Raw genomic sequence first — 18588 nt, 5'->3', positions numbered from 1 at the left:
ATTTCCAGTTATTGTGCAATTTCTACAGACGTCCCTATGGGGCAGTTACCACATTGCATTGACATATTGCATGATAACCCTGCCAAATTGTTCGAATACTGCGAAAATGTCTTAATTTAGTTGAATATGAAAAGGAGATATTCTACAAAATCCGGCAAAACGCCGAAGGCTGATGCGCCATCAAAAAAAATAAGAATCGCATCCCGGTCTAAAGAAAGTGAGCGGGTGCACGCTAACGATGAACTGTATGAACGGTATGCCGCCGTAATGTCTTATTACTACCACTCCGAAGCAGCAGAAATAAGGAATCTGATTACTGCTGCGAACGCAATGAAACCTACTTTTTAAGCCACCACCCCACGTCCATTTCCGGACACCTCCTGATCAAATCCGGACAAATTATAAATTCCGCTTATTCAATATCCCCTGATTTTAACATCCCCCTTTCACTGGCATTTTGTTCGCTGCACCACCAGGACCTTGTGCGACCGGTATTCCCAACTTCCAACTTTCTGTCCATGCTTAAAAACTATCTCAAAATTGCCTGGCGCAATCTCTGGAGAAATAAAGTCTTTTCTTTTATCAATGTAATGGGCCTCACTATTGGCCTTACTGCCTGCTTTTTTATTTTCCTGTATGTTCACTTTGAACTAAGCTATGATAAATTTCACAGCAAAGGGAACCGTATTTACCAGGTTACCTGCGATGTAAAAACGCCCAGTGAAACCATTAAAGGCGGTATTACACCCTGGCCGTTTGGTCCGAATATGCAACGTGATTTCCCGGAGATAGAAGCCTTTACCCGCTTTAGTAATGCGAACCTGCTGGTAAAGAAAGGCAACCTGAGCTTCCAGGAAGAACGCTCGCTATTTGCCGATTCATCGGTGTTTCGTGTATTTGATTTCAAATTGGTATACGGTAACCCGGCTACGGCGCTGAAAGAAGTGAACAGTATAGTGATGAGCAGAACGGCGGCAAAGAAATATTTTGGAGATAAAGATCCTGTTGGAGAAACAATATTGCTTACCGGCGACCTGATACCCGCAACAATTACCGGTGTAATGGAGGATATGCCGGAAAATTCACAGATCAAGGCAGATATGCTGGTATCAATGGGTAGTTTGATAAAACTGAATCCAGGTCTTGATGAGGCATGGGGCAATTTTGGCGCGGTTACTTTCCTGCTGCTGAAACCCAATACTGATCCTGCTATGTTAGCGGCTAAGTTCCCTGATTTTGTGGAACAGCATAACGGCGACGAAAGAAGAAAGGCAAAGATGTTCTATACCATCATGCTGCAACCACTGGAACAGATCTACCTGCATTCAGACAGGCCCGCTTTTGAAAATGGCAGTATCACTAATGTGTATATTTTTTCCATTATAGCCATCTTTATCCTTTTTATCGCCTGTATTAACTTTATCAATCTCACTACAGCACGATCAGTGGAACGGGCAAAGGAAATAGGTATCCGCAAAGTAGTGGGCGCCACCCGCATGGAGCTGATCCGGCAATTCATAGGAGAATGTATATTACTCTGCCTGATGGCTTTTGTATTTACAATGATACTGTTTGTAGCCCTGTTGCCGTCCTTTAACCTGCTGGCGGGTAAAACTGTCAGTACCGGTTTGCTGGCCAATGGCTGGTACATTGGAATATTGCTGGCAGCCGCCATTGGTATAGGATTGCTGGCAGGTGTGTACCCGGCGCTGGTACTATCGGCTTTCAGACCCGTAACAGTGCTGAAAGGCCGTTTCTCTACCAGCACAAAAGGTATTTTCTTAAGGAAAGGGCTGGTGGTTACACAGTTTGCCATTTCCATTGCGTTGATCACGGGTACTATGGTAGTATATCTTCAAATGCACTACGTACATACCAAGGATCTGGGCTTTAACAAGGAACAGATGCTGGTGATAGATGCTCACGGCGATCCGGCTATGCATAGCTTCAGCGAAGCTATTGTGGATATTCCGAAAGTAACTTCGGTATCCGTTTCCTCAGGTATTCCCGGTGGCCAAACCAATGGCGCTTATTCAGAAATACAGAATAAACAGGGAGAGATGCAGGTAGCCAACCTGGACCTGTATTCCGTGGATTATAATTTTTTACAGCAGTATAAGATGAAGATAGTGGCTGGCCGCGGGTTTTCACGCGACTTTGGCAGCGATTCCTCGCATGCCCTGGTGATCAACGAAGCTGCGGCAAAGCTGTTTGGCTACGCCACCCCGGCGGAGGCCATCGGCAGAAGTTACCGGCAATGGGGCCATACCGGCGCCATCATAGGCGTGGTGAAGGATTTTCATTTCCGCTCACTGCAGAAAGATATCAAACCCCTTACCATGCGCCTGGAGCCGCGGGACTGTGAAATGGTATCGGTGAACGTAGCGCCGGGCGATCTGTCAGGCACTATTGCAGCCATTGAACGTAAGTGGAAAACGATGATACCCAACCGCCCGTTCAGTTATTTTTTCCTGGATGAATTTTTTGACAGGCAGTACCGGTCTGAAGAACGCTTTGGTAAACTTTTCTTCAACTTCGCCGTACTGGCCATTATTATTTCATGTCTTGGTTTACTCGGACTGGCCTCCTACAGCGCCTTGCAGCGTACGCGGGAAATAGGCATCCGTAAGGTAATGGGGGCATCTGTAACAGATATCGTAAACCTGTTATCCAAAGATTTCCTTAAACTGGTGCTGATCTCTTTTGTAATAGCTACCCCCGTGGCCTGGTACTTTATGCACAAATGGCTGCAGGTATTCGCCTACCGCATCAGCATCGGCTGGTGGGTATTTGCCGTATCCGGTTTCATTGCCCTTGTTATTGCTATCGGTACTATCAGTTACCAGGCGTTGAAAGCCGCATTGGCAGACCCCGTGAAAAGCATGCGCGCGGAATAACCTTAAAATGTTGTAAGCGGTTTTGGAATAAATATTATTCCTGTTACTTTTGATTTCCCGGCAAATGGTACTTACGGAGCAGAATTTTGTATTTTACCCCGTAAGTACCATCAAAAGGGATCTATTTTAAGTAACACCGGTAATGATAAAATTCCACAATCTTTGTCTATGTATCTTCCTGTTGCTATGCTGCACCTATACCGCCTCCGGACAAACGGACGGACTGGGTTTTTACAGTCATGAAGTAATACAGGACAAACGGACAGGATTAGCGCTGGGAACCGCCAATGCCCTTTGCTTTACCGGCAGCTTTGAATTATCTTTCGAGATCTCCTTTATCCCCCAGCAAAAAAATTATTTCGGCTATGTGGTCAGGATCATCCGCGATGAAACACAGAACATAGATATCCTGTACGATTACGACCCTAAATTCGGGGATAAGCATTTCCGCGTGGTACTGGGCGATAGCTATTCACATATTTCCTTTAGCATCCCGGGGCTTGGTACAAACGACGACTGGCATACCATCCGGCTGAAATTTGACTCACAGCGGGGAATGCTCACCGTTGTGCGTGACGGGGAGATTGTTAGTGAAAAAGTAAATTTTCCGGAGAAGGCTTGCTATAAGATCTTCTTTGGCGCAAACGATTACCAGTCGTTTCGTAATGCGGATGTGCCACCCATGAAGATCCGCAATGTGCAGGTAAAGGAAAATGGCGCACTCCGGTATACCTGGCCGCTGAATGAAGAAAACGGCACAGTGGCGGCAAGTACCCATGGCAGGCAGCCGGGCGTTGTAGTAAATCCTCTCTGGATAAAAAAGATGCACCGCAACTGGCAGCCACTACAGCATTTTTCTGTAAACGGCCCGGCCAGCGTAGCTTTCAACAAGGAAAAAGGGATACTGTACCTGGTAACCTCCGACTCGCTGTTCAGCTATTCCGTAGCCTCCAATAAAATAATCCCCGCTGCTTATACCACTGGTAAACAAATGCTGTTCAGTCCCTACCAATCGGTGTATAATGCTGCTACCAAAGAGATCTACACCTTCTCCCGCGACCTCAGTGTGATGGGCACGCTGCGCACCGACTCCCTGTCCTGGAACAAACGCCTCGGTAATCCCGGTCGCCCCGCCGGATATGGCCATTTTAATAAATATCTCCAGGGAGATAGTGTTTTGTATACGTTTAATGGGTACGGCTTCTTCATCTATAAAAGTGATATTTTCAGTACACACTTACCCGCTACCGGGCAACGCGATTCCGCCGGTAGCTCCATTACGCCCCGCTACCTTGCCGCCGCGGGAGAAGATAGTAACGGTGTATATATGATAGGCGGTTATGGCAGTGCTTCCGGTAAACAGGTACTGAACCCGAAAAATTTATACGATCTCCAGTATTACGACGCCACAAAGCATACTTTCAAAAAACTGTATGAGCTGAAAAAAGATTCGGAGGAATTTGTATTTGCCAACTCCCTGGTCATCCGGAAGGAAGAACAGGCATTCTATGGGCTGATATTTCCCAAGAATAAATTCAACAGCACCCTGCAAATGATCCGGGGCTCACTTACCAGCCCGGAATACCAGGCGGTGGGCGACAAGATCCCTTTTGAATTTCAGGATGTAGATGCCTATGCAGACCTTTTCCACAGCCCGGCAGATAAACGTTTTGTGGCAGTTACCCTGTACAGCCCCGATGATCACAGCCGGACTAACGTCAGCATCTACTCGCTTTACGATCCGCCATTTGCCGTAGCTGCCCCGCTGCAGGCGCCGGCTGGTATAGAACCTGCCTGGTGGCTCGCTATCGCGCTGATCACGGTGCTTGCCGTGCTGGTAAGTGCATTGATCTGGTTCCGGAAAAAGAATATGCGCAGGAACCTGGGGGAAAACGAAACGTCTCCGGGCTTTAGCGGCGCCACGGAAATCAGCTTTACCGGCCGGCAGCAACAACAAAACGCCATATATCTTTTTGGCGATTTCCAGGTGTTTGACGCTACCGGAACGGAAGTCACTAAATTATTCACCCCCCTCATCAAGGAACTATTCCTCATTATCCTGTTGTATACTGTGAAATGGGAGCGGGGCATCAGTGCGGAAAAACTGAAAGAACTGCTCTGGTCTGATAAATCGCCGGAAAGCGCCCGCAACAACCTTGCGGTAAATATTGCCAAACTCAAAAGTATCCTCGATAAGATCGATGGCTGCGAAATATCCAAAGACACCGGCTACTGGAAAATAAAAGCTTCGGAACAGCTGTATACAGATTATATGGCTTACCTGGCCGGCGCCCGTCAAACTACACCCGGCAAGTCCGGCATCACCGAAATGGCCGCCATTATCCAGCGGGGAAGTTTCCTTCCCACTGAAGAACATGAATGGCTGGACCCTTTCAAGTCAGAGATCTCCAACAATATCACAGACCGCTTTCTCCGGTTTGCCACTTCGTCAGACATTAAAGAAGATCCGGCTTACCTGGTCCGCATCGCAGATTACCTGTATGCATTTGACCCGGTAAATGAAGACGTGATGCGATGGAAATGCAAGGCATTGGTGATCCTGGGAAAGCATTCCCTCGCACGTGCCGCCTTCGAAAATTTCGTGCGCGATTACCGGAAATTATATGGGGAAGATTATCAGCCTGATTTTCAGCAAACCATTTCCTGACACCATCCTTTCCCGCCCCTTAACCGTAAATTAGTGCTCCTGTTAGTGCGATAACCGCTTTTTTTTGTCTTTTTTTTCCGGAAATCCCCGGATTAATCTTTTATTAATCATTTATTATCGCCTCCCGCTTTACTTGCAGTAATATTCAAATAACCCAATTATTCACGTTATACAGGACACTCTGATCACCGGGTTATGAAAAACACAGGAATCAATAATGAGGAATTTGAAGACGCCATTGCTACTTTATTTTTCAGGAACCTTACTGGCAGGAATTTTTCTTTTGGGAGATGTAGCCTGTCATTCGAGTTTCCGGGATACCGGTAACACATCTGGGAAAATTACCCGGGCCAACAGGAACTGGGAGGAATATGGAGGAGGCCCGGACCAGTCGAAGTACGTATCACTGACACAAATTACCAAAGCCAATGTAGCTCAGTTGTCCGTTGCCTGGACCTACGCCACCGGCGACAGCACCGAGTACCTGTTCAATCCCGTTGTAGTGGATGGAGTGATGTATGTAGTTGCAAAAAACTATTCCCTGGTAGCCCTGGACGCGGCCACGGGGAAAGAGTTGTGGATCCATGCCAACCTGAAAGGGATCACCTGGCGGGGCCTGAACTACTGGGAAAGCAAAGACCGGAAAGACCGGCGGATCATTTTTTCGTTGAACAATCACCTCCAGGCCATTGATGCGGCTACGGGGAAGTCTATACTGAGTTTTGGCAACAACGGCAGTGTATCGCTGAAAGAAGGACTGGACCGCGATCCGGCTACCATAGGCCGCGTACAGTCTACCACACCGGGTCGTGTTTTTGAAGACCTGATCATCCTGGGATCTTCTCCCGGGGAGAATTATTTCTCCCCTCCCGGTTACCTGCGGGCTTATCATGTGCTCACCGGCAAACTGGTATGGACCTTTCACACCATTCCCCAACCCGGCGAATATGGCTATGATACCTGGCCAAAAGATGCCTGGAAGTACGCGGGCGGCGTTAATACCTGGGGCGAAATATCTATCGATACCAAACGGGGGATCGCCTATTTCCCGCTGGGATCTCCTACATACGACTACTACGGGGCCGATCGTATTGGCAGTAATCTTTACGGCAACTGCCTGCTGGCGCTGGATGCCCGCACCGGTAAACGGTTGTGGCATTTTCAGTTTGTGCACCACGATCTCTGGGATTATGACCTGACCGCCGCTCCCCAGCTGATCACCGTTAAGCACCGTGGGAAAAAGGTGGATGCCGTAGCCCAGGCCACCAAGCATGGCTTCCTGTTTGCCTTTAACCGTGTTACCGGCGAGCCGCTGTGGCCCATCGAAGAAAGACCGGTGCCACCGAGCGAAATGCCTGGTGAGCAAGCCTGGCCTACACAACCTTTCCAGCCTGCATTGGAGCCCTTCACCCGTCACACAGTAACGGCACACGACCTCAATCCGTATTTCACCCCGGCTCAAACGGCGCATTGGCAAAAACGCCTGAAAGCCGCCCGTACCGGCTTGTTTACACCTCCTTCCGATCAGCACGAAATAGTGGTGATACCCGGGGCGGTGGGTGGCGCCAATCTTGGTAACACTGCCGCCGATCCCGGTAAAGGGATTGTTTATATCTCCAGCCAGGATTATCCTTCGGTGTATAAACTGGAGAAAATGGGAGATAAAGAAGCCCGCGTTAACGGCGCTACCAACAACCGCGGCATGAAAGCCTACCAGCAATACTGCCAGGCCTGCCACGGGGAAAACCGCGCCGGCGCTGCGGGCCCTTCGTTACTGGATTTAGGCAAAAGGGTGGATCCCGATAATTTTAAAAACGTGCTCGCCACGGGCAAAGGGCAGATGCCCGGCTTTCAGCATATCGACGAGAAAACGGTGAATGAACTTTACCGTTATCTCGCGGGAGATGTGACAGGCAGCAGGTTTACCGTTGCCAGGAAAGAGGTGCCGGTGATGCCGGCAGGCAATGTAGTGGCTTCCGGTGGGGCGCCGCTTACGGAAACCTCACCGGTTGGCCGGAACGGGATACGCTATTACCCGCATGATGTGGATACGCCGGCAACCCGCTACATCAGCGACTACGGCCTGGAATATCCTGACCTGATGAAGCCCGTATGGTCTTCTGTGATGGCGTATGATCTTAATACCGGCACCGTGAAATGGCGGCATGCACTGGGGCAGGATGCCAATGTTGCTGCCCTGGGTGGAAAAAATACCGGTATCCCCATCGGCTCCCAGCGGAAAGGCATGATCGTTACTTCCAACGGATTACTGTTCGCCACCTCCAAGGGAGGCAAAATATATGCATTTGATGCGGAGAACGGCCGGGAGCTGTGGTCGGCAGATCTGCCCTGGGAAACCTATGGCATGCCAGCCATGTATGAAGCCAACGGCCGGCAGTTCATCGTGGTAAGCGCTACCTCCCCGTTTACAAAAGAAAGTATAAACAGATCCGTATTACCCGGCGCATTGCCACGCTCTTACGTGGCGTTTGCCCTCCCGGAAAACATAAAACAATAGTTCCATGCAGAGAAGAACATTCCTCCTTCAATCATCCGGCCTGCTGCTATCCGTGTGGATGCTGCCCGCCTTCGCCCGGCCGCTGATCCGGAATAAAATGGATCGTATCGGTATGGGAACTGTGCTGATGCGTTACCGCTTTAAACAAACCAAACCCAAAGAGTTGCCCACTATCAAAGACGAACTCACGCTGCCGGATGTACCGCAGTATTACCGCGACAGGTTCGGGGTGAGTAAACTCGAATACTGGAGTAATCATTTTGAATCGCTGGAACCGGGCTACCTGGAATTACTGAAAAGTAAGATCAAAGCCAGTGGAAGCCAGCTGGTAAATGTACAGGTAGATAGCGATTACGACCTGGCGTCTGCAAATGAAACAGAAAGGGAACGCAGCCTGCAGCATGTGAAAGGCTGGATAGATGCCGTTGCCCTGCTGGGAGCACAATGTGTGCGCATCAACCCGGGCCATGCCAACGGTTCGGTGGAAAAAAGCATTGCCTCCATGAAAGAAGTGAACCACTACGCCAAAAGCAAGGGACTGATCTTACTCACGGAAAATCACTTCGGGATTGAAATGAACCCGGATATACATCTGCAGATCGTAAAGGCGGCCGGTCCGGGGAACATCTATACACTGCCTGATTTCGGCAATTATCCCAAGACCGGCATGTTTGCTTCGCTGGAAAAAATATTGCCGTACGCCGGCCTGATCTCCGCCAAGGCGATGAACTTCAACAGTAACATGGAACACGTGTCATATGATTTTGACCGCTGTGTAAAAATGACGGAAAAGGCCGGCTTTAAAGGCGTGTACTCGGTAGAACAATGGAGTCCTGATTTCCAGGATATAGATTATGCTAAAGTGGGCGACTGGCTCATACAGCATGTAGCCGCCAATATTTAACTTTTATCGTTAACAGCTAAATGTTTTTCATGCGCTTTTCGTTTCTTTCCGGTTTACTGCTTTTATTATACCTATTGCCGGCCGCACAAACACTGCCACGCGGGCTTAGCTTTGAACCGGACTTCCGTTTTACCGGTACGGATATGAGTGCATGGTCGCTCCGCGGGCATGCCGGCTGGGTAAACCGCAACGGAGAAATTACTGCCACTTCCCAAAAGGGAAAAGCCGGCTGGGCGCTGCTGAACCGCTCCTACGAAGACGTTGGGTTTCATGCGTTGTTTAAATGCGCTGCCGGCGCTGAAGCCGGGTTTTTATTCCGCGCAGAAAAAACAGACAGCGGGATGCAGGGCATTTTTGTTTCCATCAAAAACGAAACTGCTACCGCTTACCGGATCAAACTGAAAAACGACGGCACTGAAACCGCGCGCATACCTTTAAGGGCTGCCGGTAGCATTGTACGTTTGGCGTTGCCACCCAAACCCGGATCATCTGATAATAATAACCAGCAGGCCCGCCGGTCACCAGCGGCCGGACCCGCTTTACCGCTCACACGCCCGGAAACAGCCCTGAAGAGTAATGAATGGAACCAGGTAGAAGTGATGCTGGATGCCGATATTATCCGCACCTTTCTCAACGATGGCCGTGAACTGGGCGCCGCTACGGAAGAACTGAATGGCTACGGCCCCGTAGCGCTCTACGTAAGCGGTGGTACCGTTGTGTATAAGGATATCTGTCTGAAAGATATTGCTATCCGCAAATTGCCGGAAGAAAAGACCAGCGACCGTTTCCGCATTCAGCGGATCAATGATATGTACTACTCCTGGGGAGCTGCAGCAGCGGACTTTAACCGCGACGGCCACACAGATGTTGCAGCCGGGTTGAATATTTTCTACGGCCCGGATTATACCACTTCCCGTGAAATTAATCCTGCACTTACTTACAATCCTTCCAAAGAATTTACGGAGATCAATTGTCAGTATACCTTCGATTTTAATGGCGATGGCTGGCCGGATATCCTGAGCGGTACCCCACGCGCAGCCATCTACATCAATCCCAAAGGCGCTTCCCGGCGCTGGGAAAAATTTGAGATCATTCCTTCTGTACAAACAGAAGTGACCCTGTTCCGGGATATAGACGGCGATGGAAAACCTGAACTGATTTACGGAGCCGATGGATTTGTACGGTATGCCACACCGGATCCTTCCGATCCTGCCAGGCCCTGGATCGCACATAATATTTCTGAGAAAGGCTACGCCATGGGACATGGCATCGGCGCCGGCGATATTAACGGCGACGGACGTACGGATATTATCAACGCCTATGGCTGGTGGGAACAACCGGCCCGTTCATCCGGCTCACCGTGGATCTATCATGCAGCAGTACTGGGTCGCTACGGGCACCGCAGCACCGGCGCCGGTGGCGCGGTGATGGCGGTTTATGATGTAAACGGCGACGGCCTCAACGATGTGGTGACCAGCCTCAACGCACATGGTTTTGGCCTGGCCTGGTTTGAGCAAAAGCGCAATGCCGCCGGAAACATCTCTTTTGTAATGCACATGATCAGCGATGACTTCTCTGCAAAAAATGCAGGGGATGTAACCATCTCTGAAATTCATGGTACTGCCGTAGCGGATATAGACGGCGATGGCATTCCCGATTTTGTGGCGGGTAAACGTTACTGGTCACATCTCGATAATCATTTTGATCCCGATCCTTATGGCGCGCCGGTGGTATATGTGTATAAAACCGTGCGCAATCCCAATGCACCGGGAGGCGCGGAGTTTGTACCTGAACTGGTACACAACCGCTCCGGCGCCGGATCAGATATCCTCGTTACCGACCTGGATAAGAATGGCGCCATCGATATCATTACATCCACCGACCGTGGCACCTTTATTTTCTGGAATAAAACAAAGTAACATTAATAGAAAATTGATTGTATTTTATAAAACTGTATTACAATATGAAACGTTTAGCTATTCCGCTTTTTTTGATGATGTGTGTGATGGGTACCGTTAATGCCCAAACGAAACCGGCTGCCAGAAAGCCGGCTGCCAAAGCTTCTCCTTCCGCTAAAACAAAAACAACTGCCGCACCGGCCATTAAACCACAGGACATCGAAGAGGGCAAAATGTTGCTCACCAAATCCGATTGCCTGGCCTGTCATAAAGTAGATACCAAAGTAGTAGGCCCTGCCTATGCAGATGTGGCAAAGAAATATCCGTATTCAACGGCTAATGTAGACCTGTTGTCGTCCAAGATCATCAACGGTGGTTCCGGTACCTGGGGCGCAGTGCCCATGGCCGCCCATCCTTCGCTGGCGGCTGCAGATGCAAAAAAAATGGTGACATACATTCTCTCTTTAAATGCTAAATAAAGTTCCGCGTTCATGAAAAGAAACTCATTACTGGTATTGGCACTGGCCGGGTTCAGCCTGTTTGTCTATCAATGTAAAGTATCCAAAACAACCGGCGTCAAAAAAGATGCTGCCGGTAATATTATCGTCAATCCCCATCCTTCTCCTTCCTATCAAACGGTAAAGGAAAGTATGAAATCCATCCAGGTGCCGGAAGGATATCACCTGCAGCTGGTGGCCAGCGAACCCATGATCAAGGAGCCGGTGGCCATTGTATGGGACGGCAACGCCAGGATGTATGTGGCGGAAATGCGCACCTATATGCAGGACATCAACGGGACCGGTGAAAACCAGCCCATCTGCCGCATTTCCCTGCTGGAAGATACCAACGGCGATGGTACCATGGATAAAAGCTCCACGTTCATCGACAGCCTGGTGCTGCCCCGCATGATGCTGTGCGTAGGACATAAACTGCTGGTAAATGAAACCTTTACCTATAACATCAGGAGTTATGAAGATACCAACGGCGATGGCGTAGCAGATGTGAAAGAACTGGTATACAAAAACGACAAGCCGGATACCCGCAACCTGGAACACCAGAAGAGCGGCCTGGTATGGAATATCGACAACTGGATCTATGTAAGCTGCGACCCGGTACGTTACCGGTATGTGGCTGGTAAACTGGTGCCCGATAGCTTAACCAATTCGCCCGGCGGACAATGGGGACTGGGAAATGATGATTACGGAAGATTGTATTTCTCCAGCGCAGGCGCCGAAATTCCGGCCCTGGGCTTCCAGATCAATCCTATTTACGGTTTCCTGAATCCCAACGACCAGTACAACCGCGATTTCCTGGCGGTATGGCCTATCATTGCCACTCCCGATGTACAGGGAGGTATGAACCGGCTCCGCCCCGATACTACACTCAATCACTTTACTGCCAGCTGCGGGCAGTCGGTTTTCCGGGGAGACGCATTGCCCCCGGATCTTAAGGGCGACCTGCTGATCTGCGAACCCGTAGGCCGTTTGATCCGCCGTGCGAAAGTAACCGATGTGGATGGTAAGATCACCCTGAAGAATGCCTACGATGGCCAGAAAGAATTTATCACGTCCTACGACATGAACTTCCGCCCGGTGAACACTACCACCGGTCCGGATGGATGCCTGTACATTGTGGATATGTACCGCGGCATTATCCAGGAAGCTACCTGGACAGCCGAAGGCAGCTTCCTGCGCCCCCGCATCCTGCAAAAAGGACTGGAGAAAAATATTGGCCGCGGCCGTATTTACCGCCTGGTGCACGATGGCTATAAACCCGACGCCAAACCTAAGCTGCTGGACGCTTCCGGCAGCACCCTCCTTACTTACCTGGATCATACCAACGGCTGGTGGAGAGACAATGCACAAAAGGAAATAATTGCCAACAATGATATGTCGGTAGTGCCCGATCTCAAACTCATCGCCACCGGCAAGCATGCCACCATCGGTAAAAACACCGGCGCCCTGGCACGGATCCATGCATTGTGGACCCTGGAAGGACTGCACGCCATCGATAAGCCAACCCTGTTCGCCGCCCTCGGCGATGCAGATGCTCAGGTGAGAAAAGCCGCTGTGTGGATCAGTGAAACCTACCTGAAAAAAGACGATGAAGAAGTGATCAGCAAACTGGCTTCGCTGCAAAATGATCCTGCTGCAGCCGTACAGGTACAACTGGTGCTATCATTGTCCGTGAGCAAATCCGAGAAAGCAAAAGCCATGCAAACAGCCATGGTAACCCATTCTGCCTATACGAAAATGCTGAACAGCGTTGCTAACAGCGTGGAAGTGAATAACAATACCAAATTGTTTGGCAGCCGCCTCGCCAATATGCCGGCAGCCCACCGCAATCTTATTTTGAATGGCGCCAATATCTACAAACAACTTTGCTCCACCTGCCATGGCCCCGATGGAAAAGGCATCGTGGTAGGAGGCGGCAGCGCCGCTGCACCGCCGTTTGTAGGGTCCAAACGGGTGAACGGCGACAAGGAGCTGATGATGAAAATACTGCTCAATGGATTGTCCGGCCCCATCGACGGTAAAACCTATACCGATGTAATGGCTCCTTTCGGCGCTACCAACACCGACGAATGGGTAGCATCCGTATTAAGTTATGTGCGTTACAATTTCGGAAAAGGAGAAAGAGGAAAATCGCCGGTAGTAGATGTGGAAAGTGTGAAAAAAATGAGAGCCGCCACCGCCGGCCGCGATAAATTCTGGACACTCGAAGAACTGGAGCAATCTGCCCGCTAAACCCATCAACAATACCACTGTGATCCCCTGCTAACCGGCAGGGGATCACGCTATTAATAAAACGATATGAAATGTATACTGAATACCTGCCTGGCGCTGTTGCTGGCTGGTACTGCAAGTAGCCAGCGGTTAACGGAATATGTAGATCCTTATATTGGTTCCGGTGGCCATGGCCATGTGTTTGTAGGCGCCAGCGTGCCTTTTGGTGCAGTGCAGGTAGGACCCGCTAATATTTTCAAAGGCTGGGACTGGGATTCCGGGTATAACTACGGCGACAGTATCCTCATCGGGTTTTCCCATCTGCACCTGAACGGCACCGGTATCGGCGACCTGGGCGATATCCTGCTGATGCCTTATACCGGCGATATTAAAACTGACAAAGGAACAGAAGCCGATCACCGCAAGGGCTATGCTTCCCTGTATACACATAAGGGCGAAGTAGCGAAGGCCGGCTACTACAGTGTAGTATTGGACGACTACAAAGTAGAGGCGTCGCTAACGGCTACAGAGAGAGTGGGCTTTCACCGCTACCGCTTCCCCGGAGGGAAAACGGCCAGGGTGATCATTGATCTGAAAGAAGGTACACAGGACAAGGCTACGGAAACATTTATTGAACAGGTGAACGACAGTACCTTCAAAGGCTATCGTTATTCTACCGGTTGGGCAAAGGATCAACGGGTATACTTTGCTGTTCGTACATCCGTTGCCGTGAAAGATTTCCGTATTTACAACGAAGCATCGCCGGTGGCCGGCAAACAGGGGCAGGGCCCTGCCGTGAAAGGCTTGCTGAGCTTTGACGATGCGCCGCAGGAGCTGTTGCTGAAAGTAGGTATATCGCCCGTAAGTGCAGATAATGCGCTGGAAAATATACAGGCGGAAATACCCGGTTGGAATTTTGAACAGGTAGTACAGCAGGCAGATGATAGCTGGAATAAAGAATTAGGGAAGATAGAAGTGACCACCAGAACAACCCGCGACAAACGCATCTTCTACACTTCGCTGTATCATACCATGATCAATCCTGCCATGTTTAATGACCATAACGGTGATTATCGCGGCGCAGATAGAAAAGTGTATCATCATCCGGGATTTACCAATTACACCATATTCTCTACCTGGGATACTTACCGCGCCGCACATCCGCTGTACACCCTTATAGAACAGGATAAAGCCGCCGATATGGTAAATGCCATGCTGGCTGTTTATGAGCAACAGGGCAGGCTACCCAAGTGGCATTTGTATGGCAACGAAACCGGCACCATGGTGGGCATCAGCAGTATGCAAATTGTTGCGGAGGCATACCTCAAAGGCATCAAAGGATTTGATGCAGAACGGGCGTATAACGCCGTTAAAGGAACAGCGATGTCCGACAGCCTGGGGATGATGTATGTAAAAGATCTCAAAGTGATCCCCAACGATCTGTACCGCCGATCGGTAGCTACCGCACTGGAATACGCCATCAGCGACGCCAGTACCGCACTGATGGCAAAACAATTACGTCATACAAAAGATTACCACTATTTTCAGCTACGCGCAGCCAATTATAAATTGTATTTTGATCCGGCCAGCGGATTTTTCAGGGGAAGAAATGCGGCGGGCATAATGAACGCTTCTTTTGATCCCACACACGCACCCAACCCGGAACTGGCGGAAGGCAACGCCTGGCAGTATCTCTGGCTGGTACCGCATGATGTAACCGGCCTGACTACTTTGCTGGGAGGTAAAAAGGCGATGGCGGCAAAGCTGGATACTTTCTTTTCACTGCCGCTGAAAGAAGAGAAGGGTGGCCTTGCAGACCTCACCGGGCTAATAGGCCAGTATGCACACGGCAATGAACCGGGGCATCATATCGCTTACCTGTATACGTATGCAGGCCAGCCCTGGAAAACAGCAGAAAAGGTGCGGTATATTATGAAAGAAATGTACCACGACCAGCCGGATGGAATTATAGGGAATGAAGATTGCGGGCAGATGGCAGCCTGGAACGTGTTTTCATCGATCGGATTTTACCCGGTGTTCCCTGCTTCGGGGAAATATGTGATCGGCAGCCCGTCGGTAGATAAAGCAGTTATTCATACCGGCGCCGGCAAACCATTTGTAGTAGAGGCGGTGAATAACAGTGCGGAAAATATTTACGTGCAGGGCATCACATTAAACGGGAAAGCCTATACGAAAACATACCTGCTGCATTCCGACATCCTGAAAGGAGGTGTGTTGAAAATAATGATGGGTAACAAACCTGGTAACCAGTTCGGCGTTTTGAAAGAAAACCTGCCGGAGTAATTATATTCCACTTAATTGTAAAAATCTCATGCGAAGGAACACACTTAGTATAGCCGTTTGCGTTATAGCGCTCTTCACATCGCTCCCTGCATTGGCACAACGTACGGAGCTGAAACTAAAGTATAACCGCCCCTCAGGCAAAGTATGGGAGGCGGCATTACCAGTAGGCAACGGCCGGCTGGCCGCGATGGTGTACGGCAACCCCGAGAACGAACTGATACGGCTAAACGAAAATACCGTATGGAGCGGTAGCCCTAACCGTAACGATAATCCACATGCGCTGGCAGCGCTGCCGGAAATCAGGCAACTCATCTTCGATGGAAAAATGAAAGAAGCCAGCCAGATGGCGGCAAAAAATATCCAGGCGGAAAAGATCAACGGCATGTGTTATCAGCCGGTAGGCGACCTGCAACTGGATTTCCCGGGGCACAACCAGTACACCGGCTATGCCAGGGAGCTGGACCTGCAAACGGCGGTAGCTGCCACCAGCTACACTGTAAACGGCGTAAAGTACACCCGCCAGGTATTTGCTTCCATACCGGATCAGGCAATCATTATACAGCTTACAGCCAGCAAACCCGGCAGCATTACTTTTAACGCCGGCATGAAAAGCCCGCAAAAATCAAATGTGGTTACCAGTGGTAATAACGAACTGGTATTATCCGGTACCAGCGGCGATAAAGACGGCGTACCCGGCAAGGTGAAGTTTCAATCGCAGGTAAAATTTAAAACCACCGGTGGTAAAACTGCCGCCGATGGCAACACTATCAGCGTAACCAACGCCGATGCCGTCACCATCTACGTTTCCATTGCTACCAACTTTGTAAACTATGCAGATATCAGCGGCGACGAAGTAAAGCGCACCACCGCCTATATGCAAAAGGTGTGGCCAAAACATTTCGCCGGTTTATTGAAAGATCACATCGCCGCCTACCAGCATTTCTTTAACCGGGTACAACTGGATCTCGGTACCACTGATTCCATCAAAAATCCGACGGACATCCGCGTAAGGGATTTCAGGGAAGGTAATGATCCGCAGCTGGTAACACTGTACTTCCAGTTTGGCAGGTACCTGCTCATCGCCGCATCACAACCCGGTGGCCAGCCCGCCAACCTGCAGGGCATCTGGAACCCGCTCATGAACCCACCCTGGGGCAGCAAGTATACCATCAACATTAATACAGAAATGAATTATTGGCCTGCGGAAGAAACCAACCTTTCTGAAATGCATGAGCCGCTGATACAAATGGTGAAAGATTTATCCGTTACCGGCCGGGAAACCGCCAAAGTAATGTATGGCGCCGGAGGATGGGTAACCCACCACAATACGGACCTGTGGCGTATTACAGGCCCGGTAGACGGTATCTATTCTGCCATGTGGCCCATGGGCGGCGCATGGTTAAGCCGGCATACCTGGGAGAAGTACCTGTTTAACGGCGATAAGCAATACCTGCAAACGGTATATCCCGCATTAAAAGGCGCTGCCCAGTTTTACCTGGATTTCCTGGTAGAAGAACCTACACATAAATGGCTGGTAGTATCCCCGTCCATGTCGCCGGAAAATAACCCGAAAGCCTATCCCGGCGTATCTATCGCGGCTGGCGCTACCATGGATAATCAACTGGTATTTGATCTATTTACCAATACCATCCACGCAGCTGAGATCTTACAAACAGATAAAGCGCTGGTGGAAAAGATGAAGGCGGCACGCAAACGCCTGCCACCCATGCAGGTGGGGCAGTACAACCAGTTACAGGAATGGCTGCAGGATCTTGACAACCCGAACGACAAGCACCGTCACGTGTCTCATTTGTTCGGGTTGTACCCGGCTAACCAGATCTCTCCTTACCGCACACTGGTTTTATTCAGCGCCGCCCGTACTTCACTGCTGCAACGCGGCGATATTTCCACGGGCTGGTCTATGGGCTGGAAAGTGAACCTCTGGGCGCGTTTGCTGGATGGTAACCACGCCTGGAAACTGATCAAAGACCAGCTCACACCTGCAGGAGTAAACAAAGGAGAGAACAGCGGAGGCGGTACCTATCCCAATTTATTTGATGCACATCCGCCCTTCCAGATCGATGGGAACTATGGCTGTACAGCAGGCATCTGTGAAATGTTGCTGCAAAGCCAGGACGGCGCCGTTCACCTGTTACCGGCCCTGCCGGACGACTGGAAGAATGGCCGTGTGAGCGGCTTACGTGCGCGAGGTGGTTTTGAGATCAAAGAAATGGTGTGGGAAAACGGCCAGTTGAGTAAGCTTACCATCCGCTCCACGCTGGGTGGTAACTGCCGTTTGCGGGTACCCAATGCACTGAAAGAAAATGGCCAGCTGAAAGCCGCTGCCGGTGAGCAAACCAATCCATTCTTCCAGGTAGAACCAACAGCGCCTGCACTGGTAAGTGAAAAAGCAAAAGTAGCGGAACTGCCGCTGCCCAATACAATATTGTACGACCTGGCAACACAGCCAGGCAAAACGTACACGTTTGTAAAGAAATAACCGCGGATTTTGTCTGACTCAGGATTAAACTGATTACGCTGATTACACTGATTTTATTTTTTAGGATTTTATAAAATGATTAAAATGACTTGGGGAGATTTACGCGAATATATCCGCTTAAATCTCCCCGAATCATCTTAAATCCAAAGTAATCAAATCAGTGTAATCAGCGT

The 18588-nt window shown here is 49.9% G+C and carries 10 protein-coding genes; all 10 read left to right on the top strand.

Features of this window, described 5'->3' with window-relative positions; all coding sequences use genetic code 11:
- Positions 1–126 precede the first annotated feature (126 nt).
- The 10 genes from VN105_RS06730 to VN105_RS06685 all read left to right on the top strand — a co-directional run bounded on the left by VN105_RS06730 (position 127) and on the right by VN105_RS06685 (position 18415).
- Positions 127–348 (top strand): hypothetical protein, encoded by a 222-nt coding sequence (locus VN105_RS06730; protein ID WP_325639175.1) that lies wholly within the window; start codon positions 127–129, stop codon positions 346–348.
- A gap of 170 nt (positions 349–518) precedes the next feature.
- Positions 519–2897 carry an ABC transporter permease gene (locus VN105_RS06725; protein WP_325639172.1) on the top strand — a complete coding sequence of 793 codons (2379 nt, stop codon included), beginning with the start codon at positions 519–521 and terminating at the stop codon, positions 2895–2897.
- A 142-nt stretch (positions 2898–3039) separates the two neighbouring features.
- Positions 3040–5565, top strand: coding sequence for a hypothetical protein (locus VN105_RS06720; protein ID WP_325639170.1), 2526 nt, complete (start codon positions 3040–3042; stop codon positions 5563–5565).
- A 217-nt stretch (positions 5566–5782) separates the two neighbouring features.
- A complete protein-coding gene (locus tag VN105_RS06715) occupies positions 5783–8083 on the top strand; it encodes a PQQ-binding-like beta-propeller repeat protein (RefSeq protein ID WP_325639168.1) in 2301 nt (766 codons plus the stop codon).
- Between the two features lie 4 nt (positions 8084–8087).
- The gene (locus tag VN105_RS06710; RefSeq protein ID WP_325639166.1) at positions 8088–8987 is read left to right on the top strand and encodes a sugar phosphate isomerase/epimerase family protein; all 900 of its coding nucleotides are present in this window, start codon (positions 8088–8090) and stop codon (positions 8985–8987) included.
- Between the two features lie 29 nt (positions 8988–9016).
- Positions 9017–10906, top strand: a complete 1890-nt coding sequence (locus VN105_RS06705; protein WP_325639164.1) for an FG-GAP-like repeat-containing protein — start codon at positions 9017–9019, stop codon at positions 10904–10906.
- A 44-nt stretch (positions 10907–10950) separates the two neighbouring features.
- The gene (locus VN105_RS06700) at positions 10951–11364 is read left to right on the top strand and encodes a c-type cytochrome (RefSeq protein ID WP_325639162.1); all 414 of its coding nucleotides are present in this window, start codon (positions 10951–10953) and stop codon (positions 11362–11364) included.
- A gap of 12 nt (positions 11365–11376) precedes the next feature.
- Positions 11377–13632, top strand: a complete 2256-nt coding sequence (locus VN105_RS06695; RefSeq protein ID WP_325639161.1) for a DUF7133 domain-containing protein — start codon at positions 11377–11379, stop codon at positions 13630–13632.
- A gap of 66 nt (positions 13633–13698) precedes the next feature.
- Positions 13699–15915: a GH92 family glycosyl hydrolase gene (locus tag VN105_RS06690; protein WP_325639159.1), complete on the top strand. Its 2217-nt coding sequence runs from the start codon at positions 13699–13701 to the stop codon at positions 15913–15915.
- 28 nt (positions 15916–15943) lie between these two features.
- Complete coding sequence (locus tag VN105_RS06685; protein ID WP_325639157.1) at positions 15944–18415, top strand: glycoside hydrolase family 95 protein; 2472 nt, start codon at positions 15944–15946, stop codon at positions 18413–18415.
- The last annotated feature ends 173 nt before the right edge of the window (positions 18416–18588 follow it).

Origin of the sequence: Chitinophaga sp. (genome assembly GCF_035564935.1) — a bacterium.
GTDB lineage: Bacteria > Bacteroidota > Bacteroidia > Chitinophagales > Chitinophagaceae > Chitinophaga.
This window is presented reverse-complemented; position numbering and strand designations above follow the sequence as displayed.